This window comes from Clostridium paridis, assembly GCF_016765615.1.
Lineage (GTDB): Bacteria > Bacillota > Clostridia > Clostridiales > Clostridiaceae > Clostridium_T > Clostridium_T paridis.
The window spans coordinates 1-24978 of sequence record NZ_JAESWA010000023.1; the positions used below are offsets into that span (position 1 = coordinate 1).

The window sequence follows — 24978 nt, forward strand, 5'->3', positions numbered from 1 at the left end:
ACAACTATAGATCACAATGGAATTTAAAAAAGATGACTCCTGTTCAATACAGAAATCATCTTCTTAAGTCTGCTATATAGTCTTTTTTAAACTGTCCTTTACAAAGGGTACATTTTAGAGATGTCTAGGTTTTTTTATTTTACTTCCATAAATCCTTGATAAAAATCTAATTTCCTTTCCAGAAATTCATCTAAATATCTTCCATTTCTAGGAGTCAAACTTTTATATTCAGTTATAATCATATCAGTACGAAATCTTTTACTATTAATTATTAAGTAAGGAGATATTAATTCTAATAGTTTTATTGCATCATTGTATTCTTTAATATACGAAAAAGAGTCCATATGTTTGTTTTTATTGTAATTTTTATTTCATTTAATTATTCCAATTCTAAAGTCTTAAATAATTAAAAAAGTTGTTAGAATAGTACATGGAAATAAAATACATTTAGTATATGTTTATACAATTATGTAGTATAATAGGAATTGGTGAAGAATTATTGTAGTTTTATGGGAGGGAAAAATGAATAAAGAATTTGTACAAGCAGTTCATGAAAAAAAACTAATACTATTAAAGTTTCATTCTAACGAAAAAGGTATAATTACTAGAACGTGTGTACCTTTTGATTTTGGACCAAGTAAAATTTATAAGGATGGTCAAAATAGATATCATTTTTATGATTTAGATAGTCCGTCTAACAATCATAATTTATCAATTTTGCCAACTCAGATTATTAATATTGAGGTATTAAGTAAATCATTTGAACCTAGTGATTTTGTAACTTGGAGTAAAATAAATTGGTTTTTAAAAAGGGATTGGGGAAAGTACTCATAGATTAAAAGTATAATTTGATTAATATTTTTTTATTAGTTTTGGGCTGGTTCATAAATAAAATTTGAAATAAAAAATATTTAAAATGTATCATATGTAGGACGAGGAATATATTAATTTAAGCTAATAAGTAATCTAATTATTAAAATTCTTGAATTTATAATGAGAATACTAAATTTGGGAGGGTATATAGTGAGAGGAGAAAGTTATATAGAAATAAATATAAAAAATTGTAACAATATAAAAGAAGGCTTGATAAAAATTGAGCAAGATAAATTAAATATAAAATATGCTATGAATGGAACAGGGAAATCTACACTTTCAAAGGCAATTAGAATTAAAAGTGAGCAGAGAAACCTTGATGAATTGACACCATTTTCTAAAGAGGGAGTTCCTTTTGTTAAATTGAGTAGAGAAATAAATAAAGTACTAATGTTTGATGATGAATTTGTGAATAATATAGTATTTAATGAGAATGAAGTAATAAAGAATTCTTTTGATGTTTTTATTAAGACAGAAGATTATGATATAAGAAGAAAACAGTTAAATGACATGCTTAGAGATTTAAAAATGCAAGTTGTAGAAAATGATAAAATTGAGGAAATGATAAATGTTTTTTTTGAGGTGTCAAAGAAGATTGTACAAAATAATGATGGTAGATTAAAATCAAATCCATTTCTTAAGGCAATTACAAGAAAGGAAAATTTGCACAATATACCTCAAAGGTTGGAAAAGTATAAGATTTTCATTCAAAATGATAATTATAATATAGAATGGATAGATTGGAAGAATAGGGGATTCAATTTTGATGAAAGACATATATGTCCATTTTGTTCTGAAAAATTACAAAATGATTATAATGAAGAGAAAGAAGTGTTTACAAAGTCATATGATAAAAATAATACAAGACATATAAAAGATATGCTTAATTATTTTAAGGATATGGAAAAGTATATTAATAAAGATAAGTATGAAGTATTAGAGAGTTCTTTAAGAACTGTAGAGGATGATGCATCATTAAAGCTTGAATTAGAAACTTTTATAAAAGAACTAAATTATATAAAAAATAAAATAATTGAAATAAGAGAATTTGACTCATACAAGATTAAGAATGAAGAAATATCAAAATTAGATGAAAAAGTTAAAAAATTTGAAATTAATAAAAGTATATTAAATATTTTTAATAGCGAATATTCATTAGAAATAGTAGACAGTATTAATGAGAAAGTTAAAAATTTAATTGAAAAAATTACAATATTAAAGTCAGATGTAGGAAAGCTAAATGGATATATACAAGCTGTGATTAAAAATTCTAAACAAGATATTGATGCATTCTTGGAGTCAGCAGGCATAAATTATGAAATAGTTATTTTGGTTAAAGATGAAGGAGATGCGACAACAATATTAAAATATAAAGGCAAAGATAATATTTCTTATGAAGTAGAAAATATAAAAAAACATTTAAGTTGGGGAGAGAAAAATGCTTTTGCATTAATTCTTTTTATGTATTATTCATTAAGGCAAGAAGCTGAATTAATTATATTAGATGACCCAATTTCATCATTTGATAGTAATAAAAAGTATGCTATTATAAATAGGTTATTTAAAAAAACAAATGGTAATAACAATCTAAGTCTATATAACAAAACTGTATTAATGTTAACGCATGACTTTGAACCAGTTATTGATTTCATAATTAATCATAAGCCTACTGGAGGATTTGTTAGTGCAAGTTATTTGAAAAATAATTTAGGAATGTTATATGAAACTGAAATTATCGATAATTCGGATATACAGCCTGTTATGTCAATGCTAATTAATAATGCTAGAAATAGAGAATTGAATTATGTACATAGGGTTATTTCTTTCAGGAAATATATTGAATATATGAATTTTGGAGATACTCAAAGCAGTGCATATGATATTCTTTCATCACTAATTCATGGAAAGAAAATACCGGATAGAAAGATTGGGATTGATCAATATAAAAGTTTTACAGAAGATGAACTTAGCAATGGATTATCTTATATATACAAATTTATTGAGGATTTTGATTATGAAAGTATTTTAAAAACGGATTATTCACAAAAGATGTTGGTACATCATTATACAACAGAAGAAAATAATTATCTGAAGTTACAAATTTTTAGACAGTATCTCGAAATATCAGATATACGTGATAAAATAAATGATGATGTCGTACTAAAGTTTGTCGATAATGTATATCATATAGAAAATGATTATACTTATTGCTTAAATTTTATGAAATATGATATCGTTCCCACATATATCATTAAAAGGATTGATGATTTTATGGAGCTTGAAGTAGTTAAAGTGAGTAAAGAAAGTTGAAAATATAGTAAACTTCAATATCGATGATTTACAAGTAAAATGAAAAAACCTAGGAATTTCTGTCTAGGTTTTTTCATTTAACTTCCATAAATCTTTGATAAAAGTCTAATTTCCTTTCTAGCAATTCCTCTGAATATCTTCCATTTCTAGGAGTCAAACTTTTATATTCATTTATAATCATATCAGCACGAAATTTTTTGCTATTAATTATTAAGTAAGGAGATATTGATTCTAATAAATTTATTGCATCGTTGTATTTCACAATATACGAAAAAGAGTTTTTATGTTTGGTTTCATTGTAATTTTTCTTCCCTTTAATTACTCCAATAGAAGTTACTTGCTTAATCCATTCCAATAGTTCTAATGAAGTAGAGGCAATGGAAACACAAGGGGAAGGGAGCTGATTATTATGGAATTTAATAAGCATTATGCTTCCTTCACCATCAATTATGCCAGCGATATAGGCTTTTTCAGCTTCAGTCAAAAAAATCACTCCTAATTAATAATATGATTATATGTTGCCAAAATGGATGATTGGATATTCATTAATTAGAACAATGTTAGCTGAAAGAAAATCATGATTATGCTTTGACATGAATGACCTGAAAAGTAAAAAAATTAGATTATGCTGAACAGATTCAAACCTATATTAACCTATCTCAATATATGATAAAATGTATTGATTAGTATTTAGGAAAAGGAGGATTCAAATGCAAAATTATAAGATGATGATAGCCTATGATGGTAGAAAATATATGGGGTATAATAAATCCAAAGATAACGCAGAAAAGAGTATTCAAGGTAAGCTAGAAATGATATTATCAAAGCTCTATGACCAAGAGATAGAGGTTATAGGTGCGGTTAATACTGATGCTGGAGTGCATGCTAAGGGGCAAGTTGTTAATTTTATAGCGCCAGATAATAGATTAAGTGAGAAAGAGATTTTTGATTATATCGAAAAATATTTAACTGATGATATTATTGTTTTATCAGTAGAAACTGTTGATGAAAGATTTCATAGTAGATATTTAATGAAGAGTGCCACTTACGAATATCGATTATGGAAGAAAGATGCTCCTAATCGCCCTTTGTTTGAAAGACATTATGTTAACTTAATGAATCAAACAATAAATGTAAATAAAAGCAGAGAAGCTGCAAAACACCTTCTAGGTGAACATGATTTCTTAGCTTTTACTACTAATAAGAAAACAAAGAAATCAATTAAAAAGCTAATTTCACTTGATGTAAGGGAAACTACAAATGAAATTATTATTACTATGACAGCAAATGGATATTTATTAAATATGGAAAGAGTAATAGTAGGTACATTAATTCAAGTGGGACTTGGGCAATTACCTGTAAGCACAATTCAAAAAGCTTTCGAGTCTAAGGATTTGAATGATGTAGGCCATAAAGCTAGTGCAGATGCGCTTTGTTTATTAAGTGTTCAATACTAGTACATATATTTTATTTAAGTCTATGTTATATCTGTTAGATGAAACAAGGCTGGAGAAAATCTAGTAGGATAAAATCCAAGAAAGTCATGAGGGGCTGCTTTCGGACGGATGGGTTCGATACCATAACTCCGCCACTGATATGTACAAAAAAGATGATAAGGTTCATATCTACCTTATCATCTTTTTCTTTGGAATATTACATGGTTATTGGATATATTTTTCCTTTAAGATTATCTGTATAGGCTAGTTTCCCATCCACAGTTATTACAACAGCACCCATGCCATTAATTCTATTAACTCTTTGAATAACTGAAGCAGCATCTAATCCAAACAATTTTGTAGTATATATATCACAGTCTAGGGATTTATCAGCAATAATAGTTAATGAAGCTATATTGCTTTCTATTGGATAGCCTGTTTTGCTGTCAAATATATGGTGGTATTTAAGTCCATCCTTTTCAAACACTCTCTCATATATCCCTGAGGTTACAACTGATTGATCTTTTATTTTAATAAGTGCTACCGCATTTCCTCTTGGTAGAAATGGATTTTGTATTCCGACTTTCCAGTCACCGCCTTCGGATGGTGATTCTCCAAAAACGAGAACATTACCTCCCATATCTACCATAGCTGAAACAGCCCCATTTTTCTTAAATAATTCCATAACTTTATCAGCAAAATAGCCCTTAGCTATGGCTCCAAGGTCTATCTCAATGCCTTTTTTTAAGAAATACACGGTCTTTTTTTCATCATCTAGTTGTATATTCTCGGGTTTTAAAAGTTCTAGCACCTTTTCTATAGATTCTTTTTCTGGTACATGTGCCCCCTCAAAACCTATTCTCCATAATTTTATTAATGGACCTATTGCAATATTTAAGTATGTATTTTCACATAGACTATGTTCTTTTCCTATTTTTATCAGCTCATACAGTTCCTCATCTACTTTTTGTGGAGCTGATGCAGCTGTTTTTTTAAGCATCGCAAGCTGTGAGTCATCACTGTTGGCACTAAAGACTTCTTCATAATGAATCAGCATATCGCAAGCCTTTTCTGCAAGCTTTTCAGCAGCCTCACCTTTTATATATATATAGATTTTTGTTCCCATAAGATATATTATCTTCGTATACTCATTCATTTGGATCTCCTATATTGAAATTATTTTGACCATGAACTAGAAATGCATCTATAAGGTCTTTATCAACGTCAGTTAGTTTTTTTTCACTGTTATATGCTATAAAATAATCTAAACTCAGCTCATCAATTGGAACTTCATATATATTGTATTCAGATGGGCACTCCTTTACATAGATGCTTTCAGGTATAAAAGTTACCCCCAAATTATTCGTTGCAAGGTTGAGTATAGTATAGATTTCCGTGCTTTCCATTATGATTTTGGGCTCTACCTTATAAATGCTTAATAACTGATCTATCTGCTTTCTTATAGCAGAACCTTTGGAAGTTAATATCAGCTTTTGACACAATAGCTTGTTTATGTCGATAGTTCCTTCTGGAATAATGGCTACATCTTTCTGATATAAATCACAGCAGCGAGGAATAATAGCACGGTATCTGTGTCTGCCCCAAGTAATCGAGTTTAAGTTCGGAGAAATATTTCTTGAATTTTGTCCAAGCCAAAAATCCAATTCACCATTCTGAGTAAGTTTCTCATTTTTTTCTGGTAAAGCCTCTGAAAGTTCTATTCTACAGTTTGGATGTATATCCAAAAACTTTGGTAAGAAAAGAGGTAAAAGGTAGGTTCCAAGGCTAGGAAGCACTCCTATTTTTATAACTTTGCTATCTATATCTGACACAGCTGATATTTCCCTAAGCAGCTTTGCATAATTATTTTCTATTGAAGTTAAATACTGATAATATATCTTCCCCTGCTCGGTTAATCTATATGGCAGATTGCTACGACTTATAAGCTCACAGTTTAACTGACTTTCTACCCTTTTAATAACCTGTGTCAAGTAAGGTTGAGAAATATAAAGTGATTTGGCAGCCTTGCTATAATTACTGTACTTTAAAATTGCATCAATATAATACAAAATATCTTGAGAGTAGTATTTTGACATTTAATTCACCCTTTTGCGAAATAATTAACTTATTTATTATTGTGTTTGATTATAACAAATATGTTATCAAGCTTCAATAAAATAACTATTAGATATAATATAGTCAACATGTTAAAATTATATCAAACAATTACTAAAATTATGAAAGTTTGAAATATAGAAAGGGGATTACTATGAAGTATTTAGCAATTGTAGGCACTAACTCAGACGTGTCAACTAATCGTATGCTGCTTCAATTTATGCAAAAGCATTTTTCTAGTGAGGCAGAGATAGAACTATATGAAATTAAGGCTTTACCTGCCTTTAATGAACCAGAGGATTCTGATATTCCTGAAAAGGTAGCAGAATTATCTGATAAAATTCTTAAAGCAGATGGCGTAATAATAGCAACTCCAGAGTATGATCATGCCATACCTGCAGTTTTAAAGAGTGCTCTTGAATGGATTAGTTACACTAGTCAGGCACTTACTGACAAGCCTGTTTTAATAGTGGGTGCTTCTCATGGTACACTTGGTTCTTCCCGTGCACAGGCGCATCTTAGACAAATACTTGATTCACCTGAGCTTGCTGCTAGAATCATGCCAAGTAGTGAATTCCTTTTAGGAAAATCACAGGGTGCATTTGATAGTGCAGGAAATCTTATCTATTCAGATAAGCTATCAGAGCTTGATGAAATTTTTAGAGAGTTTCTTCTATTTACAGATATTACATCAAAACTTTTAGCAGAAAAAGTTTTACATAAAAAAGTTAAAAAATTCACTTGGCAAGAGTAGGAGGATTAATATCAATGAAATTTATAGCAATTGTTGGAACTAGTGCAAAAAGATCATATAATCGTAAACTCCTTCAGTTTATGAAAAAATACTTTGAGACAAAGGCAGAAATAGAAATACTTGAGATTACAGATGTTCCTATGTTTAATCAATCTGATAATCAGTCCTCAAGTGAAGTGATACAGATGTTCAATAATAAGATTACAGAAAGTGATGGTGTTATTATAGCTACTCCTGAGTATAATCACTCAATCCCATCAAGTCTAAAAAGTTTAATTGAATGGCTAAGCTTTGATCTTCATCCACTTGCAGGAAAACCAGTAATGATCCTTGGTGCTTCTCTTGATACTCAAGGTTCTTCTCGTGCGCAGCTACATCTTCGTCAAATATTAGATGCACCAGGTGTTGATGCAAATGTAATGCCAGGATATGAGTTTTTACTTGGAAGTGCAAATAAAGCATTTGATGAGCAGGGTAATCTAAACAATGAAAGAACCATAGACTTCCTAGAAATATGCTTTCTACGCTTTATGCGTTTTGCAAAGATTTCAAATCAGCTTAATGAAGAAGAAGAGTTTACCTTTAAGCCAGGAGTATATGAGGTAGATGCAATAGGTCACAGCGGAAGTCTTCCAATGAAAGTATCCTTTAGTGAGAACAGAATAGAAAGTATAGATATAAATACAGATGGCGAGACGGAAGGACTTGCAGATGTAGTTTTTGTAAGAATACCAGATAAAATAATTGAAGGACAGACATTAAATGTTGATGCTCTTTCTGGTGCTTCCGAAACTAGTAATGCTGTACTAGACGGTGTAGCCAAAGCAGTTAAGCTTGCAGGAGTTAACCCTGACATACTTAAGAGACGTCCAAAGCCTGCTAGCAGCCTAATCAAAGAAGATGAAGAATATACTTGTGATGTAGTAGTTGTAGGTGGAGGCGGTGCTGGACTAAGTGCAGCTGCAACAGCGCTACAGAATGGTAAAAGTGCTATTGTTCTTGAGAAATATCCAGCAGTAGGTGGAAATACAATACGTTCAGGTGGCCCTGTCAATGCTGCAGATCCAGAGTGGCAAGTGAAATTTGATGAAAATCCAGGAGAAAGACATACCATCGAAGCACTACTAGATACAGATGAGAGCTTAATTCATCCAGAATATATAGATGATTTCCGTGCGCTTAGAGAAGAGTTTTCTGCTTACCAGAAAAAGTTTGGCACACAAAAGGGACATCTATTTGACTCTCCACTACTTCACAGAATGCAAACATATTTTGGTGGTAAAAGAACTGACCTTAATGGCAACACTATATACGGACAATATGACCTAGTAAAAATCCTTACAGACAGAGCTTTAGAAAGTGTTAAATGGCTAGAGGAGATAGGGGTCGAGTATGATAAGAGCATAGTATTTGCTCCTGTTGGTGCACTTTGGCGTCGTGGTCATAAGCCTACTAAAAGCCATGGTTCATCATTTATACTTGCACTAACAAAATATGTACAAGATAACTCAGGAAAAATCATTACTGATAGCCCTGTAAAAGAATTCATCATAGAAGATGGTGAAATAAAAGGAGTTATAGCAACTGGTGTAAATGGCCAAAAGATAACTGTTCATGCAAAAGCAGTAGTGCTTGCAAGTGGTGGTTTTGGTGCAAACACAAAGATGCTAAAAGAATACAATACTTACTGGAGTGAAATTGCTGACGATATAAAAACTACTAATTCTTACGCTATGACCGGTGATGGAATATTACTTGGTAAATCTGTAGGAGCAGCACTTACAGGAATGGGCTTTACCCAAATGATGCCTGTAGCTGATCCTGAAACTGGTGAATTATTTAGCGGACTTCAAGTACCTCCTGAAAACTTTGTAATAGTAAATAAAGAAGGAAAAAGATTTATTAATGAATTCTCTGGAAGAGATGTTTTAACAAAAGCTGCTATTGACCAGGGTGGTTTATTCTACCTTATAGCTGATGATGAAATAAAGAAAACTGCAGCTAATACAAGTCAAGAAAAGATAGACCGTCAGGTAGAAGCTGGTACTCTATTTAGAGCAGATACTCTAGAAGAGCTAGCAGTAAAAGTTGGTATGGATCCTGCAGTTCTTGTAGACACTATTAATAAATATAATTCATATGTTGATGCAGGCTTTGATCCTGAATTCCATAAGGATACATTTAGCTTAAAAGTTTTAAAAGCACCATTTTATGCGACTCCTAGAAAGCCAGCAATCCATCATACAATGGGTGGACTTAAGATAGACACTAAAGCCCATGTATTAGACGAAAATGATAAACCAATTAAAAATCTTTATGCTGCAGGAGAAGTAGCTGGAGGTATCCATGCAGGTAACCGTCTTGGCGGTAATGCATTAACTGATATATTTACCTTCGGAAGAATTGCTGGTAAAACTGCAGTTGATGAAATGAAATAAAGATGAACAACTAGTTCATCTATAGTTAATGTTTAGATAATTAAAATAAGAAAGTAGACTCCACTATAAAACCAACGAAAATCTAAATTTTAGATTTTCGTTGGTTATTTTATTTCAAAAATTTTTAAATTGCTATCTTAATTTATTTCATCTATAATTCTATTCATTAATCTTATTAAAACTTTCATATCTTCAATTTCTTGACTAGAAATTTCTTTTAAATAATCACGTTGTCTTTTCAAGGAATTTTCTAAAATTCTAATTTCATCATCTACATTTGGACTTGGTTCATCATATTTAGATTTTAGTGAATGCGCTAAATCATATAAATCCTCATTTGGCTTTTTTATCATACTACTTCCAAAGGAATCGCCATTGCCATAAGGTATTCTATAAGAAAAGAAGTCATAGGTCTTCTTGCTAAATTCAAAAACATACCTGTTGTTGTCAATAGGCTTAATATAGTTTTCTACTATATCACTTAAAGATTCACGCTTGTTTTTTAAACTTGAAATAGCCTTGGTCAATAAATCTATATTTTTCATAGCTACAGAGTGAGGGAAGGTAAGGGTATGAATACTTTGTTCCCAATAAAAGGCTAAGAGACTATCTTGGATTTTTTTTAGTAATTTAAATAACATATGATTAATATGACAGGAATCTCCAATATCATCAATATAACTGGAATTAGCAAATTGAATTGTCTGGGAGAGTCTTTTGGAAGTGCGGCACATCTCATAAATGACATCTTTTAAATCATTACTTATAATAGAAGGTAATAGCTCCTTTTTCATAATTTCAAACCTTGTATTAAAATTCAAAGGTTTTATTGATAAAGAATCTAGGCTAAGAATCAACCTACCATATAGTTTATGAATCATTTCATAGGTTTGTAGGTCAAATCCTACTTTTTCACTATCCATTGAACTGTGATAATAGTTTTCGTAATATATGGAGTTTTCAAAATCTTCTCCTGGCATAAGGGTTGGAATTCCGTTTTTATAATAAGAAAAATCATCAGCAAAAATAAGGCTTGGACAAATTACCTCATAATTATAACTACTCTTAGACGTAAAATATTTTATGAATTTTTCAACATACGTATATAATTCATAGGAACTGTAAACTCTAAAATTTCTTTCGTTAGCTATTGGAAAGTTTCCGTCAAAATTAAATAATGCAAAAGCTTTTTCTTTAAGTTCAGGATGAAGTTTTTCTATCTCATAATAAGAACCACATGCCCAGTCATAATCCTTATAACCTTGTCCCCATTCTTCAGCCCCTTGAGCTATAACTCTTATGGTTTTCATAGGAGTATATCCGCTGTCTATTATTGCTTTACTAATACCAAGAATCTCTGAAACCCCATTAGCATCGTCAAAAAATGAATGGTAATAACCATCATAGTGTGCGATTAAATATATTACCTCTGAACTTTTTCCTTTGATTTCGCCTACAACATTATAAGAATCTGCATAAGGTACAACTGTAGAATTTGCATTAAAAATAGCTTTAATCTCATTATCAGGGCTAGCTGAAATTAAGTCTTTTAATTTTTTCACATCTTTTATGCTTATAGCTAAAGTAGAGCAGTAGGGGGGAGCCTGAAGATCAAAAGAAATTAATATATCATCATGTTCTACGTTATAGGTTAAGGCAATTAATATACCTTTTGCATTATGAAGGTAAGCTTCATATGCAGGAAGGTTAATCCAGTAGTCAGTGGTGGGATTAATTGTTGAGACTAAAACCAGTTTATTTTTTATATCGCCTAAAGCGTTTAACTCATCTATAGTACCTCTACCACCATCAACTATACTTACTTCTTCATTTACAGCTTTAATATTCGAAGCATATCCTCCTAAAATAATTTTTTGTAAGAAACCTTTATCATCTTTATACATTATATTAGCACCTTTGTATGTCCAGCCATTAACCTGAAATTTATCCATAGATACATTTATAAGTGCTGTTTCTTTAAATTTGCTGAACAAATATTTTGCAGCATCGTAGGAGGCCTTTGAGCCTGCGGATCTATTTCCAGTGTCTTTATCATCTCCAAATTGACCTAATTTCTCCATGATTTTTTTAGAGAAGTTTAGGTCTAAAGCTTGGCAATAATCTCTATAAACTTCAAAATCATTCATCATTAAAATTCACCTCAATATAGATTATGAAATAAAACAATAGTTGTGATTATGTAATTTTTACAGTTATAACTTATGTAATTTATCATTGTTCTTTATAGTTTTTTACACCCAATTAGTTAGATTTAAATATATATTCTATAATAAATAAAAGGGAAAAAAACTAAACTAAGTTTATATTGTATTTACATTCATAATATATACTTGTAACAGGAAGGTGATAGATTTGAATAATGTTTTAGTTATAGATGATGATGGATATATAAGAGAGCTTATTTGCACAGTATTGAATAATGAAGGATTTTCTGTGTATGAAGCTGTAAATGGACTGGAGGCCTTAAAAAGGCTTGGAGAGGAAAAAATTGACCTTTGTGTACTTGATATCATGATGCCGCAAATGGATGGCTACGAATTTTGCAAACAAGTGCGTAAATATTATGTGGATATGCCAATTTTAATGCTAACTGCAAAGAGCGAACTTCCCCAAAAAGTAAAGGGTTTTGAACTTGGTGCAGACGATTATTTAACCAAACCCTTCGAGATTGATGAGCTACTTGTTAGAATAAAAGCACTTCTAAGGAGATATAAAGTTGTTACTTCACAGACTATTAATATTGGAAATTTAGTTATTGATAAAAGTAGTTATACTGTCATTAACAACGATGAAAAGTGTGATATACCAATGAAGGAATTTGAGCTTTTATTCATGCTTGGAAGTTATCCTGGCAAAACTCTTTCTCGCAATAGACTCATAGAAGAGATTTGGGGGCTTGATTTTGAAGGAAACGAGAGAACACTTGATGTTCATATAAATCGTCTTAGAGAGAGATTTCCCTGTGAGGTTTACAAGTTTAAAATTACTACTATTAGGGGACTTGGGTACAGATTGGAGGAAGAGAAGTGAGAGGAAACTGGTCTTTTTTTTCAATTATAATGATTTTTATTACAACATTACTAGGCATTATTAGTGGACATTATTTTTACATATTTATTTTAGGTGAATCACAAAGTATTCCTTCATATATGGTCTTTATTGTTGAAAGTTTGGCATCTGCAATGATATATTTTTTAGTCTGGAGAGTGTGGTTCTATTTACACAAACATTTCGCGAATAAACATAAAAGATTTGATCTTTCACATTTTCCAATATTAAGTGGAGCTATTGAAGCAATGAATAAGATGGCATCTGGTGATTTCAATGTACTTGTTAAAACAAATGAATTGGATCCTTTTAATGAGGTGGCAGATAAGGTGAATAGAATGGCAAAGGAACTTGGATCGTTGGAAAAACTGCGTCAAGATTTTATATCAGATGTATCACATGAAATACAGTCACCTTTAACATCTATATCAGGATTTGCATCCCTTTTGAAAAAGGGGAATTTAAGTGAAGACAAAGTATCACACTATGCTAATATAATAGAAGCTGAAAGTAAAAGATTATCCAAATTAAGTGAAAACTTATTAAGATTATCTAATTTAGAATCAGAGGAAAATAATTTAAACTTAAAGAAATATCAAATGAACAAGCAAATTGAAAGTATTTTACTAATGTTAGAACCACAATGGTCTGCAAAAAGTATAGCACTTGATGTTTCCCTTGAGGAAACCATAATATGCGCAGATGAGGATTTATTAAGTCAGGTATTTATAAATTTGCTTAATAATGCAATTAAATTCACACTAGAAAATGGAAGTATAGGCGTTAAATTATCAAGCAATGAAAACGGAATTGAATGTAGAATCTCCGATACAGGTATAGGTATTTCACAACAAGATCAGCTACGAATTTTTGAAAGGTTTTACAAAGTAGATAAATCACGTGACCGTTCTTTGGGTGGCAATGGACTTGGACTCTCAATAGTAAAGAAAATTATTGATTTGCATGGAGGAAAAGTATCTATTGAAAGTGAAATTGGAAAAGGTACTGAATTCACAATTTTTTTGCCTAAATAGAAAAAATATATTTATAACCACAGTCTGAATTAACAGAAGGTGGTTTTTCTTTTTGTTTACATTCCGTTTAAGTTCCATTTAAGTTAGGTTTAAATTGTAGCAATATACTATGTTTGTAAAAGTCAAACAGGGTTTAGAAAACAATACTATTGTTACGAGAGGATATTTTATTACTCGCAAAACGAAAGGAGTTTTTTATATGGAAAACATAGAAAATATGGATCAAAAATCACTGTACTATTTGGAAAAGGCACCCGTTACAAAAGCAATAATACACATGGTTATTCCTATGATGCTAAGTAGTATTGCCTCAGTTATCTATAATATCATCGATGCTTTTTTTGTAGGCAAGCTTAATAATACAGCGATGATGGCATCGGTGATGTTGGCTTTGCCATTTACATTAATATTAATGGCGCTTGGGCAAATGTTTGGAGTAGGTTCAGGAACATATATATCGAGACTCTTAGGTGAGGGAGATAGAGAGAGTACCAAAAAAGTTAGTTCTATTAACTTTTGGTCTTCAATGTTTATAGGGATTATTTTTATGCTAATATGTCTGCCTCTATTATCTTATATTTTGCCGCTTTTAGGAGCAAGTGGGGAAACACTACAATATACAAGAAATTTCGTAATGATACTTGTTATTGGTGCTCCAATTAGTATTACTAATATGGCACTTGAAGCAGCTGTACGTGCAGAGGGTGCATCAACTATTTCTATGACTGGTACCATAGGAGGTATTATAGTTAATATAATACTTAATCCTTTTTTCATTTTTGTTCTTAACATGAATGTTATGGGATCAGCACTAGCATCTCTTTGCGGCAATACAGTTTCTGCTCTATATTTTATATATTATCTGCAAAAAAAGAGTGCTGTTCAGAACTTATCAATAAAGAATTTTAAGCCTAGTAAAGAGATTTATATTAACATTTTTAAAGTTGGAGTTTCAGCTTTATTACTAAGTGGATTTTTCGTTATCATAAGTCTTCTTTTCAATAACTTTTCTATGATTTATGGAGATACTGTTGTGGCTGGATTTGGAATTGCACAAAGAGTAGTTCAAATTGTAGATTGTATTGGTATGGGCTTTGCAATGGGAGTTGTACCACTAATTGCATTTGCTTACTCTTCAAATAATCAAAAGCGTCTCATGGAAATTATTAAGAAAACCATAGTGTACATGTTGGTTTTAACATTAACCTTAGGAGCAATTCTATTTGCACTCAGGTTACAGATAATTGGCTTTTTTAGTGTTGATTCTAAGGTTATAGCCATTGGTCAAATAACTCTAATAGCTCAACTTTCCTCAACAGTTTTTGCTGCACTATGCGAGTTTTTCACAGGAATCTTCCAAGCCCAAGGAGCTGGTGTGCAATCAAATGTTATGGCTGCTGTAAGAGGTGTTTTATTTATCCCTATTTTGATTGTAGGAAACATGCTGTTTGCAGTTAATGGTGTTATTTGGACTATGACAGCAACAGAAGGAATCTCATGTCTGATAGGAATTACCCTATGGCTAGGAGTTAGAAAGAAGAGTTTCGTAGAAGTGTCTATGGGTGATCAAATAAGTTAAAAACGTTAGAATGAGGTGTTCAAATAATAACATTAAATGATTTAGAAATTTATTGGTGGATTTCAAAGGTCACGCTTCGCCTCCACCATAAAATCCACGACCATTTATATGTGGCTTAAATAGCTGCTTATAGATGGTCGTGTTTTTTTATGCTACGGGTAGCTCTGCCAATCATGAATTTTATTAGAATATTTGTTTTAATTTTTATATTGTGGATATTACTGAGTTATAAAAGTAAACTCTAATGAATCTCTGTCGACTAACCTTGAATAAGTATATTTTGGATACCCAACCATAACAGCACCAGTGATTTTCTTATTATTGGTGATATTAAATAATTTAAGTAATGGAGAATTATCCTTCATAGAAATTCTTTCAAACATTCCAGCCCAACACGAGCCTAATCCTAGTGTTGGTGCATATAGCTCCAAATATGATAATGAAAGAATAGAATTTTCTCTTCCGCGTGGGAAGTTTGAATCAGCAGTTGCCAAGATAAGGCAGGGAGCTCCTCTTAAAATTGTATCAATTCCCTTTTCACGATATGGTTTTGTAAAGTTACTTGATACTTTATCTTTTTCAAATTCTTCAATAGCAATCATAACAGCTTTATCAAGTATATCCCTATCGTCTATGATAGCGTAAGATATTCCTTGAAGATTATGTCCGCTAGGAGCAAAATGTGCAATGTTGACAAGATCTATTAATTTTTCTCTTGGGACAGGAGTTTCTTTATATGAGCGTATTGAACGCCTTGAACGAAGAAAGTTTTCTGCTTCCTCAGGACTTAGTTTTGGAAATTTTTTTGAACTTATTTGATTGGATAATGGTGTTTTTATATTATCAATTGCTTCCTGTGGACATATAGCTACACAATGGCCACAGGAAATGCACTCTTCAGTAGAAATTTCTTTAGGCCCATTTTTACTAAGTTCTAATACACGTTCTGGGCACTCCTTTACGCATAAACCGCATTTAATACATTTCTCTTGATCTAAAGTTATTAAATTCATTTTTATCTTCTCCTTTAATTTAAACATATTCCATCAAATAATAAGGTCTATCTGTTAGTGTATATAGTAATGGAAGACTTATGACTTATATCATATTCTTCACAATATAAAACTAATGAAAGTAAGTTCTTTTTATTTTTTGATTATGTCTTAAGTCATCTCACAAATTATTGCTGTGTCGGTTGATTTTTAGAGATAAATATATTTGAAGATTTAGTATTGTTTTTTGGAATTAAAAGATTATTAGTGATTAGATAATAAATATACGCCAGTAAAAGTACACTGCAGCTTGTACTTGTAATTCCTATAACACCAAATGAATGATATACAGAGGTACTTATCCATGAACCTAGAGATCCACCTAAGTAATATCCAACCATGTAAAGGGAATTTAATCTACTATGATTTTGAAGACTAAGCTTATAAATCCTTCCTTGATTTAAAGACATATTCATTCTCGAACCAACATCCAAAGTAAAGGTTATAAGAATTATAATTATAAGTTTAGACCAGCCTATGCCTAAGATTAAAAAAGATACAAACATTATAGCTAAAGCAAAAAGGTTCCATAAGCTTACACTTTTGCTGTTTGTAAGTTTTCCTGAAAATCCAGCTGCCAATGCTCCTGCTATACCTAAGAAACCAAAGAGTCCAACGATGGCACTTCCATAATTATAAGGAGAGCTTTCTAAAATAAAGGACAATGAAACCCAAAAAATATTGAATGCACAAAATGCAGCAGCACCGAAAACTATTGTTTCTCTTAATACCTTCTCTTTTTTTAATAATGGAGGTAAGGATAATATAATGTTTTTATATGAACTTTCTTTTTTCACATTATCATCAGGTAGAGAATAATATAGGTATACTGCAAAAATTAATAAAACTATTGCTGCGAATTCATGAACAACTCTCCATCCAAATAATTGTCCAATAACGCCTCCTAATACTCTGCCGAGTAGAACTCCAAGAAATACTCCTGTTAGTAAGTGACCAACTATTACACCTCGTTTTTCAGATGAAATATTTGACGAAACAAATGGAATTATAAGTTGTGCAGAAACACTAGAAATTCCCATAAAAAATCCTATGATTACTACTAAATTAAATGTAGAGACTAAAGTCATTAAATATAATAATGCAGCTGAACTAATAATACTTAAAATAACTAATAGCTTTCTATTATATCTATCTCCCAATGGAACAATAAAAAATAATCCTATTGTGTAGCCTATTTGTATAGCTGTTACAAGTTTACCAGATGATGAAGTAGCTACAAAAAAATCATTTGAAATATTGGTTAATAAAACTTGATCATAGTACAAATTAGCTACTATAATTGCACAAAGAATCGATAAAATTAATAATAATTTTTTTGAAAGATTCTTGTTTTCTAAATCTCTATTCATTTACACATCTTCCTCTCTATATGTTATGAGAATAGTGTATAATGAAAATATTATCTTAAATAGAAGCTAAGTTATCATATGATTAATAATACTATGTTAAACAAATATGAAATAATTTATAAAATGATTTAGTAATTTTCATGTATCATCATTAATGATTAAGGATAAATGGGAGAGATGGTAATGGTATCTAAAAATAAGGAACTTGGGTTATTTTTAAAAAAGAAAAGATCCACGTTAAGGCCAGAACAATTTGGACTTAAATTTGAAAAAAAAAGAAGAGTGAAAGGGCTAAAAAGAGAAGAAGTTGCTGATTTAGCAGGAGTAAGTATCGACTGGTATGTACGTATTGAACAAGGACAAAATGTTAACCCCTCAACAGCTGTACTACTATCTTTGAGTAGAGTTTTACAATTAAATAATGAAGAAAAAAGATATTTATTTAATTTGTCAGATAAAAAGTTACCTATAGAAGACGTTACTTCCGCTAGTATTTCGAATACATTACAAAAATTCTTAGATAATCAAAATCCTAGTATAGCTTATATTACTGATAGTAAACTAACTATAATTGGATGGAATGAAACAGCTTTAAAAGTTTATGGCAATTATAAAGAAATGAGTGAAAAAGAAAGAAATTCTGTTTGGAGAGCTTTTAATGATGATTATCTAAAGGAACTACTAGATAATTGGGAAGGACATACTAAATTACGTGTTGAACAATTGAGAGCAAATTACAACTATTATGAGAACGATAATACAATAAATGAGATTATAGATGAATTAAATGAAAAACATTCTCTATTTAATAAATGGTGGAATAATCAAGGTATTATGGGAACACCAGAAGGGCAAAAACTTTTACATCATCCTGTAGTAGGAGACTTATATTTAAGCTATATTTCATTTAAGTCTACAGAAATAGAGGGGGCACATATAACCATTCAAATGCCCATAGATGATTATACAAAAAATAAATTAGAGCAACTTACGTTAGAATAAATTAATTCTGTTTGAAGCTGTATATTAACAAAAGACTATATGCATCAATATAGTCTAAAGGCCAATATTAGGGGAGAGAATTATTAATAACCATTCTTTCTTAGATGAAAATAAGATAATAGAAGTTTTAACAATTATGATATTTTCGATGTAGATAGAGATGAATTTTATTAGTGGATTTCAAAGGTCACGCTTCGCCTCCACCATAAAATCCACGACTACTTGTAATGTAGCTTAAACAGCTGATTACAGGTAGTCGTGTTTTTTTATTGTTGTGGGTAGCGGTACCATTAAAACTCTCATGCTAATTAAAAAAATGTTATTTTAATAACTCAGATAACATATAAACGAATGATAAATATAGAAGTTTTCTACAAATAGAGAAATTTAATAATAAATTAAAAGATCAAGAATGAGATAAAGATTTTTGATTGGTGTTTATCAATATTATAGAGTGAACTACTTATGAATCATGATGAAGTAATACTTATTATGATTTTTTCTATTCTTATATAATAGGAAAATTCTTATTAATTATAATAAATTACTATTATAAATTGATATAAGAAACAATTATGGTAAAATAAACATGGTAAGAGATGGAATATAAAATTAGAGTTCTAGATATTCATAGTGACTGTGTAAACTAATATGTTTCAAATAATATAAATATTTATAGATAAAATATAGTGTAGTTACTTAAAAAAATTTCCATTTAGAATGATGCATACATTGAGTTTGTGTATGTAATAATTAAGAGAGAATTACTTAACACAATATAATTAAGGTGTATAGAAATTATATTGAGGGAATTAGGAAGAAAAATCTGAAATATGGGGGAGGAAATATGAATAAGTTAGTTTATTTATTCGAATTAGATTCTGTAAGAAAAACTGATAAACAGATATATAAAGGTCAATTAGCAATGTTTGATGAACTTTTAGGGAATGGAAACATTATTGTAATGTCTATGAATCAAATTACTGATTCAAAAGCATTTTTATGTATGCTTGAAAGTGATGAACACTATAATATTGTAAAAAAATTAATAAAGCAGGGATACATTCGAATATCAAGATATGGGGGAACGCGAACTGTTTCTCAATATATACAAAATGCTATAAATAAAAATTTAGATAAAAGTGATGATATATTTATTTTTTCTGCTATTCCAGTAAAAAGTAATCAAAAACTTTTACTGAAATTAATGCAGAATGTTTTAACGAATACTGACTTATCAATAATTCAGGAATATATAGATTTAGGAGATGAAGATAATCAAAAGATAGTAGAACTTTTTAATGAATATAGTATTGATGGAACAATTAAAGAAAATACTATAAATATTAATAAAGCAAAAGAGTATTTAGAATTTCTTTATCGTTTTCTAGAATTAACAATTATTGCGAGTATGTATGGTGATTCAATAACTCCTCTTATAAAATATAGTGAAATATATATAGAAAAAAGTTTCTTTACTATTATGGAGAAAATAGTAGATTTTAATTGCAATAAAAGTGAATATCCTTTATGGGATGAAACAATTATTACATTAAGAGAAATAAAGAATCAGTTGATTGTTAATGCAGGAAGTGAAAAAAATAATCGTTCAGTATGGATAAAAAAGATAAAGGAGTTAGATGGAAAGAAAAAAAAAGAAAATTTATATTATGCTGAATTAATTGTTAATTTATGCTATAACTATACGGTGGAACTTAGTATTTATGGTGTTTCAAAGCATTATGAAAGAGATGATGATATTAATATTGATTCATTTGAAAGAGAATTTTTTTCGCGTTTAAAATATGAATGGAATGGTGGAGAAGAGGCAGTATCTAGATTTTTACAGGAAGAAACAAACGAATATGTGCAATATAAAGGGAAATATCCAGATTGGAAACGTGGTATGAGGATAATTTCGAGACGGAAACATATTAAAATAAACTTTAATGATTATAAAAAAATACCATTATATGAATATAGTTATGAAAGTCAGCGTAAAAATGAAAAGAGAAAAGATGCTGGTAATATTTCCAAGGTGCTAATCACTATATTTATTAATGCATTAGTTCTTTATTTTTTGGACAATAAAATATCATATTTACAAGAATATATAAGTACATTTTTAAAATCAGTGTTAACTTTCTTTGCAATAGCCGTTTTAAATGATATTATATCTAAATTATTTAATCTTCCTAATATATTAGAATGTATTCAGGTTGTGGAAAAATCAATGATTGATTTATTCGCAATTATTTTTAGAAAAACAGATACATATATAAATTATGATAATTTTAATAATGATCATGTAGAAGAAATACCAAACATTTTAAGGCAGGCAGATACAAAATCAAAGGCATTACAAGAATATATAGAGTTGTGGAAAAATAGACCGGATATGTTTAAAGAGTATATTAATATGATTATTATTGAACCAAATAAAAATGGAATTAAAGAAATTATCAAATATGAGACAATTTTTAATAAAAATATTGGGGTTGTTTATAAGAGTGATTATAATATGATGGTAGTTGATTTAATTCGAAATATAGAAGGCAAATATAGTACATATGAACGCTTAATGCCTACAGTTCGAGAAGGAGCTGTAGTAGTTGTACCGGTGTATAAAGGTAAATTTATTCTTTTAAATCAATTTCGTCATGCGATAAGACAAAAACAGTTAGCATTTCCACGTGGATATGGAGATATGGACAAAAACGGAAATGAAATAGATACTGAAAATAATGCCATTAAAGAAATAAAAGAAGAATTGGAAGCTGAAATAATTGATAAACCACAAAAATTAGGAAGTATCATTGCAGATAGTGGAATTAGTGCTAATAAAGTAATGGTTTATACAGTTAATATTGCTAAATATAAAGAAAAATTTGGATATGAAGGTATTGAAAATATACAACTAAAAACTGAAGAAGAACTTATTTACTCTATAAAAAATGGAGAAATTAATGATGGGTATACATTAGCAGCATATATGTTATATATTAATAAACTTAAATAAAAATTATTTTTAAGTTTGTATAATAGCTTTGATAAATTTTTCAGTATAGTCTATAGTTTCTTCATTTTATATTTTAAAAGAGAAGCTAAGAGGCTATGAATAGATGCATAATATGTGGTGGATTTCAAAGGTCACGCTTCGCTTCCACCATAAAAAACCCACGGCAAAATTATGCTGTGGATTTTTTTCGTTTATAAGGAAGTTTGGAATTGTGAAAGATGAGCCGTACCATAAGTAAATGCAGTACCTTGATAAACTTTTGATTATAGATAATAAAAGAGAAAGTAAAGAAAAAATTAAATTTACGAAAATAATAATATAATAGTTTTATCTATTAATAAAAAAGTTCTATTTTTGATGGGAGAGTAGGGATGAAAAACAGAAAAATGAAGATGATATCATTAATACTTGTTTTGGTAAGCTTATTTGTAAGCTTTAATGTTACGTCCGCTAGTGCAATTACAATAACAGGAACGGATACAAATGGTTTTACATGGCAGTCAGATGATGGAGTAACATATTCGATAACAGGTTACAATGGGAGTGATACCAATATTACAATTCCTAGTTCTATAGATGGACATGCTGTTACAAGCATAGGAAGTAATGCTTTTAGAGAAAAACCATTAACAAGTGTAACAATTCCAGATACAGTTACAAGTATAGGTGGTTTTGCATTTTATTGTTGCTCGTCTCTTGTAAATATAGCAATACCTAATAGTGTAACAAGTATAGGAGATAGTGCATTTGCATATTGTACATCCTTAGCAAATATAACACTTCCATCCAATCTTAGTAGCATAGGAAATTCAACATTTCAAGATTGTAAGGCACTTAAAGGAATAACAATTCCAGATAGTGTTACAAGTATTGGCATCTATGCATTTGTGGAGTGCTATTCACTTACGGATATTACAATACCAAACAGTGTAACATCTATTGGAGAAGGGGCATTTAAGGATTGTAAGGCACTTAGATCTGCAGTAATGCCTGATAGCGTAACAAGTATAGGAAATTATTTATTTTATAACGATCAGCTTTTATCAAACGTAAGGTTATCCAATAATCTTACGGATACAGGTAATTTTATATTCTACAATGATTTCTCTCTTACAGGAGTTACACTTCCAAGTAACCTTAAGAATATAGGAAACAGTGCATTTGAAAATTGTACAGCGCTTACAAACATAACAATCCCAACTGGAGTGACTAGGATTGGATATAGAGCTTTCATAATGTGCAGAGTCCTTTCAAATGTAACAATACCAAACACAGTTAAAATCATAGATTTTAATGCATTTGCTCATTGTTATGCATTTACTAATATCATAATTCCTGAAGGCGTTACTAGTATTGGAGACTATGCATTTTATTATGATACAGCTTTAACAGAAATAACAATACCTCAAAGTGTTACTAGTATTGGTTTTTTAACATTCAGTAGTTGTAATTCAAATTTTAAAATCAAGGGGTATGAGGGTTCTTATGCACAGATTTATGCAGGTAGTAATTCTATAACCTTCCAAGCACTGTCTACAACAGAATTTCAAAGACTATCAGGTCTTTCGAGATATGAAACAAGTGTTGAAATTTCAAAAGCTTGGGGTTCTCATGCTGATTATATTGTTCTTGCTACAGGAGAGGATTTTCCAGATGCTTTATGTGCGGCTCCGTTAGCGACTAAGTACGGTGCACCTATTTTATTGACTTTAAAAAATTCTCTTCCTGAAGCAATAGAAAATGAAATAGATAAACTTAAGCCTCAAGAAGTTTTTTTGATTGGAGGAACAGGAGTAATATCAGATAATATAAAAACAGTTCTTCAAAGTAAAGGAATTAAGGTTACGAGAATTTCAGGGGTAGATCGTTATGATACCTCTCTTGAAGTAGCGAAATATGTTAACAGTCCAACTCAAGAGGCTTTTATAGTAACTGGTGATAACTATCCAGACGCACTATCTATAGCTTCCTACGCAGGAAGCAAGCAGATACCAATTCTATTGACAGATAAAAGCAAGCTTAATGATAAAATAAACAACTATATTAGAAACAAAGGAATAACAAAAACCTATGTTATTGGTGGAACTGGAGTAGTTAGTGACAATGTATTGAGCTCACTTCCAAATGCAGAAAGAATTTACGGAAGCAACAGGTATGAAACTAATTATAAAGTTCTATCCAGGTTTTCATTCTCATATGGTGATAATTATTTTGCTACTGGTGAATCCTTTGCAGATGCTTTGTCAGGTTCTGCTTTAGCTGGAGTTTCAAATAATCCTATAATTTTAGTTGGTGATTCAATGCCGGATAATATAGTTAATTTACTTAAGCAGAATAAGGACATGATGAAATTTAAAAAAATTCTTGGTGGAACTGGAGCGGTTTCAGATACTATAATAAATAAGATATTTAAATAATAGTGGATTTTAAATGTGGTGTTTCACCTCAATCATATAAAGAACCTAGACAGAGATGTCTAGGTTTTTCATTTTACTTCTATAAACTTTTTATAAAAATCAAGTTTCTTCTCTAATAACTCATCTGAATATCTTCCGTTTCTTATTCAAACCATCAGATTCAAAGACTTGATTCAATATATATGTGCCCTTATTTTCTTGTTTTAGTTTTTTATTTCATATTGACAGGAATAGAGCGCAGTCTCATGACCAGGAAAAGCACTATCTCCATACTCTTCGTATTCACTTATCCAACTCGAGAGGTAATCGTAATGAATTGATAATTCTTTTACTGGATCAGAAGCAGACATATTATCTTCAAAACTAATTTTACAGCAGCAATTTAAGTTATTTATCATAATTTCTTATGATAAGGTAGACCACCTTTTTATATTTTTCTCTTATCTTGGTGTCTACTTTATTGTATTACTTTCAGATTTTTATTTTTTAAGCTATCTTCTTTAAGGGAGA

At 30.2% G+C, this 24978-nt stretch carries 19 protein-coding genes; 12 read left to right on the forward strand and 7 right to left on the reverse strand.

Annotated features, from left to right (window positions below; translation table 11 throughout):
* Positions 1-80: integrase core domain-containing protein (locus tag JK634_RS20465; protein WP_243425568.1), on the forward strand; the 80-nt coding region annotated here is incomplete at its 5' end.
* 54 nt (positions 81-134) lie between these two features.
* On the opposite strand, the gene JK634_RS13135 is transcribed toward JK634_RS20465, so the two are convergent.
* Positions 135-344: a hypothetical protein gene (locus tag JK634_RS13135; RefSeq protein WP_202768134.1), complete on the reverse strand. Its 210-nt coding sequence runs from the start codon at positions 342-344 to the stop codon at positions 135-137.
* Between the two features lie 178 nt (positions 345-522).
* On the opposite strand from JK634_RS13135, the gene JK634_RS13140 reads away from it, so the two are divergent.
* Both JK634_RS13140 and JK634_RS13145 read left to right on the forward strand, forming a co-directional pair.
* Positions 523-834: a hypothetical protein gene (locus tag JK634_RS13140; protein WP_202768135.1), complete on the forward strand. Its 312-nt coding sequence runs from the start codon at positions 523-525 to the stop codon at positions 832-834.
* 189 nt (positions 835-1023) lie between these two features.
* Positions 1024-3183, forward strand: a complete 2160-nt coding sequence (locus tag JK634_RS13145) for an AAA family ATPase (protein ID WP_202768136.1) — start codon at positions 1024-1026, stop codon at positions 3181-3183.
* A 73-nt stretch (positions 3184-3256) separates the two neighbouring features.
* On the opposite strand, the gene JK634_RS13150 is transcribed toward JK634_RS13145, so the two are convergent.
* Positions 3257-3667: an LAGLIDADG family homing endonuclease gene (locus JK634_RS13150; RefSeq protein WP_202768137.1), complete on the reverse strand. Its 411-nt coding sequence runs from the start codon at positions 3665-3667 to the stop codon at positions 3257-3259.
* A 226-nt stretch (positions 3668-3893) separates the two neighbouring features.
* Here JK634_RS13150 and truA point away from each other — a divergent pair, with 226 nt between their 5' ends.
* Entirely contained in the window at positions 3894-4640 is a 747-nt protein-coding gene (truA, locus tag JK634_RS13155) for a tRNA pseudouridine(38-40) synthase TruA (RefSeq protein WP_202768138.1), read from the forward strand.
* A 196-nt stretch (positions 4641-4836) separates the two neighbouring features.
* On the opposite strand, the gene JK634_RS13160 is transcribed toward truA, so the two are convergent.
* Together JK634_RS13160 and JK634_RS13165 are read right to left on the reverse strand one after the other, a co-directional pair.
* The gene (locus JK634_RS13160; protein ID WP_202768139.1) at positions 4837-5775 is read right to left on the reverse strand and encodes an FAD:protein FMN transferase; all 939 of its coding nucleotides are present in this window, start codon (positions 5773-5775) and stop codon (positions 4837-4839) included.
* Positions 5768-6715 carry a LysR family transcriptional regulator gene (locus JK634_RS13165; protein ID WP_202768140.1) on the reverse strand — a complete coding sequence of 316 codons (948 nt, stop codon included), beginning with the start codon at positions 6713-6715 and terminating at the stop codon, positions 5768-5770. The genes JK634_RS13160 and JK634_RS13165 overlap by 8 nt, the downstream gene beginning before the upstream one ends.
* 173 nt (positions 6716-6888) lie before the next feature.
* Here JK634_RS13165 and JK634_RS13170 point away from each other — a divergent pair, with 173 nt between their 5' ends.
* Both JK634_RS13170 and JK634_RS13175 read left to right on the forward strand, forming a co-directional pair.
* Positions 6889-7488 carry an NADPH-dependent FMN reductase gene (locus JK634_RS13170; RefSeq protein ID WP_202768141.1) on the forward strand — a complete coding sequence of 200 codons (600 nt, stop codon included), beginning with the start codon at positions 6889-6891 and terminating at the stop codon, positions 7486-7488.
* Positions 7489-7502: 14 nt separating this feature from the next.
* Positions 7503-9926, forward strand: coding sequence for a flavocytochrome c (locus tag JK634_RS13175; RefSeq protein WP_202768142.1), 2424 nt, complete (start codon positions 7503-7505; stop codon positions 9924-9926).
* Between the two features lie 137 nt (positions 9927-10063).
* Here the strand turns inward: JK634_RS13175 and JK634_RS13180 are convergent, their stop codons facing one another.
* Positions 10064-12076: a M28 family peptidase gene (locus tag JK634_RS13180; RefSeq protein WP_202768143.1), complete on the reverse strand. Its 2013-nt coding sequence runs from the start codon at positions 12074-12076 to the stop codon at positions 10064-10066.
* A gap of 223 nt (positions 12077-12299) precedes the next feature.
* Here JK634_RS13180 and JK634_RS13185 point away from each other — a divergent pair, with 223 nt between their 5' ends.
* The 3 genes from JK634_RS13185 (at position 12300) to JK634_RS13195 (ending at position 15608) form a co-directional block, all read left to right on the forward strand.
* Positions 12300-12977, forward strand: a complete 678-nt coding sequence (locus JK634_RS13185; RefSeq protein ID WP_202768144.1) for a response regulator transcription factor — start codon at positions 12300-12302, stop codon at positions 12975-12977.
* A complete protein-coding gene (locus tag JK634_RS13190; RefSeq protein WP_202768145.1) occupies positions 12974-14029 on the forward strand; it encodes an ATP-binding protein in 1056 nt (351 codons plus the stop codon). Before JK634_RS13185 ends, JK634_RS13190 begins: the two co-directional genes overlap by 4 nt.
* Positions 14030-14228: 199 nt before the next feature.
* Positions 14229-15608, forward strand: a complete 1380-nt coding sequence (locus JK634_RS13195) for an MATE family efflux transporter (RefSeq protein ID WP_202768146.1) — start codon at positions 14229-14231, stop codon at positions 15606-15608.
* 218 nt (positions 15609-15826) lie between these two features.
* On the opposite strand, the gene JK634_RS13200 is transcribed toward JK634_RS13195, so the two are convergent.
* A complete protein-coding gene (locus tag JK634_RS13200; RefSeq protein WP_202768147.1) occupies positions 15827-16621 on the reverse strand; it encodes a nitroreductase family protein in 795 nt (264 codons plus the stop codon).
* 167 nt (positions 16622-16788) lie between these two features.
* Positions 16789-18030 (reverse strand): MFS transporter, encoded by a 1242-nt coding sequence (locus JK634_RS13205; protein WP_202768148.1) that lies wholly within the window; start codon positions 18028-18030, stop codon positions 16789-16791.
* Positions 18031-18213: 183 nt separating this feature from the next.
* Here JK634_RS13205 and JK634_RS13210 point away from each other — a divergent pair, with 183 nt between their 5' ends.
* The 3 genes from JK634_RS13210 to JK634_RS13220 all read left to right on the forward strand — a co-directional run bounded on the left by JK634_RS13210 (position 18214) and on the right by JK634_RS13220 (position 24468).
* Complete coding sequence (locus JK634_RS13210) at positions 18214-19032, forward strand: helix-turn-helix domain-containing protein (protein ID WP_202768149.1); 819 nt, start codon at positions 18214-18216, stop codon at positions 19030-19032.
* An 847-nt stretch (positions 19033-19879) separates the two neighbouring features.
* On the forward strand, positions 19880-22051 hold the full coding sequence (locus tag JK634_RS13215) for an NUDIX hydrolase (RefSeq protein WP_202768150.1): 2172 nt from the start codon (positions 19880-19882) through the stop codon (positions 22049-22051).
* A 371-nt stretch (positions 22052-22422) separates the two neighbouring features.
* Complete coding sequence (locus JK634_RS13220) at positions 22423-24468, forward strand: leucine-rich repeat protein (RefSeq protein WP_202768151.1); 2046 nt, start codon at positions 22423-22425, stop codon at positions 24466-24468.
* Positions 24469-24978 lie beyond the last annotated feature (510 nt).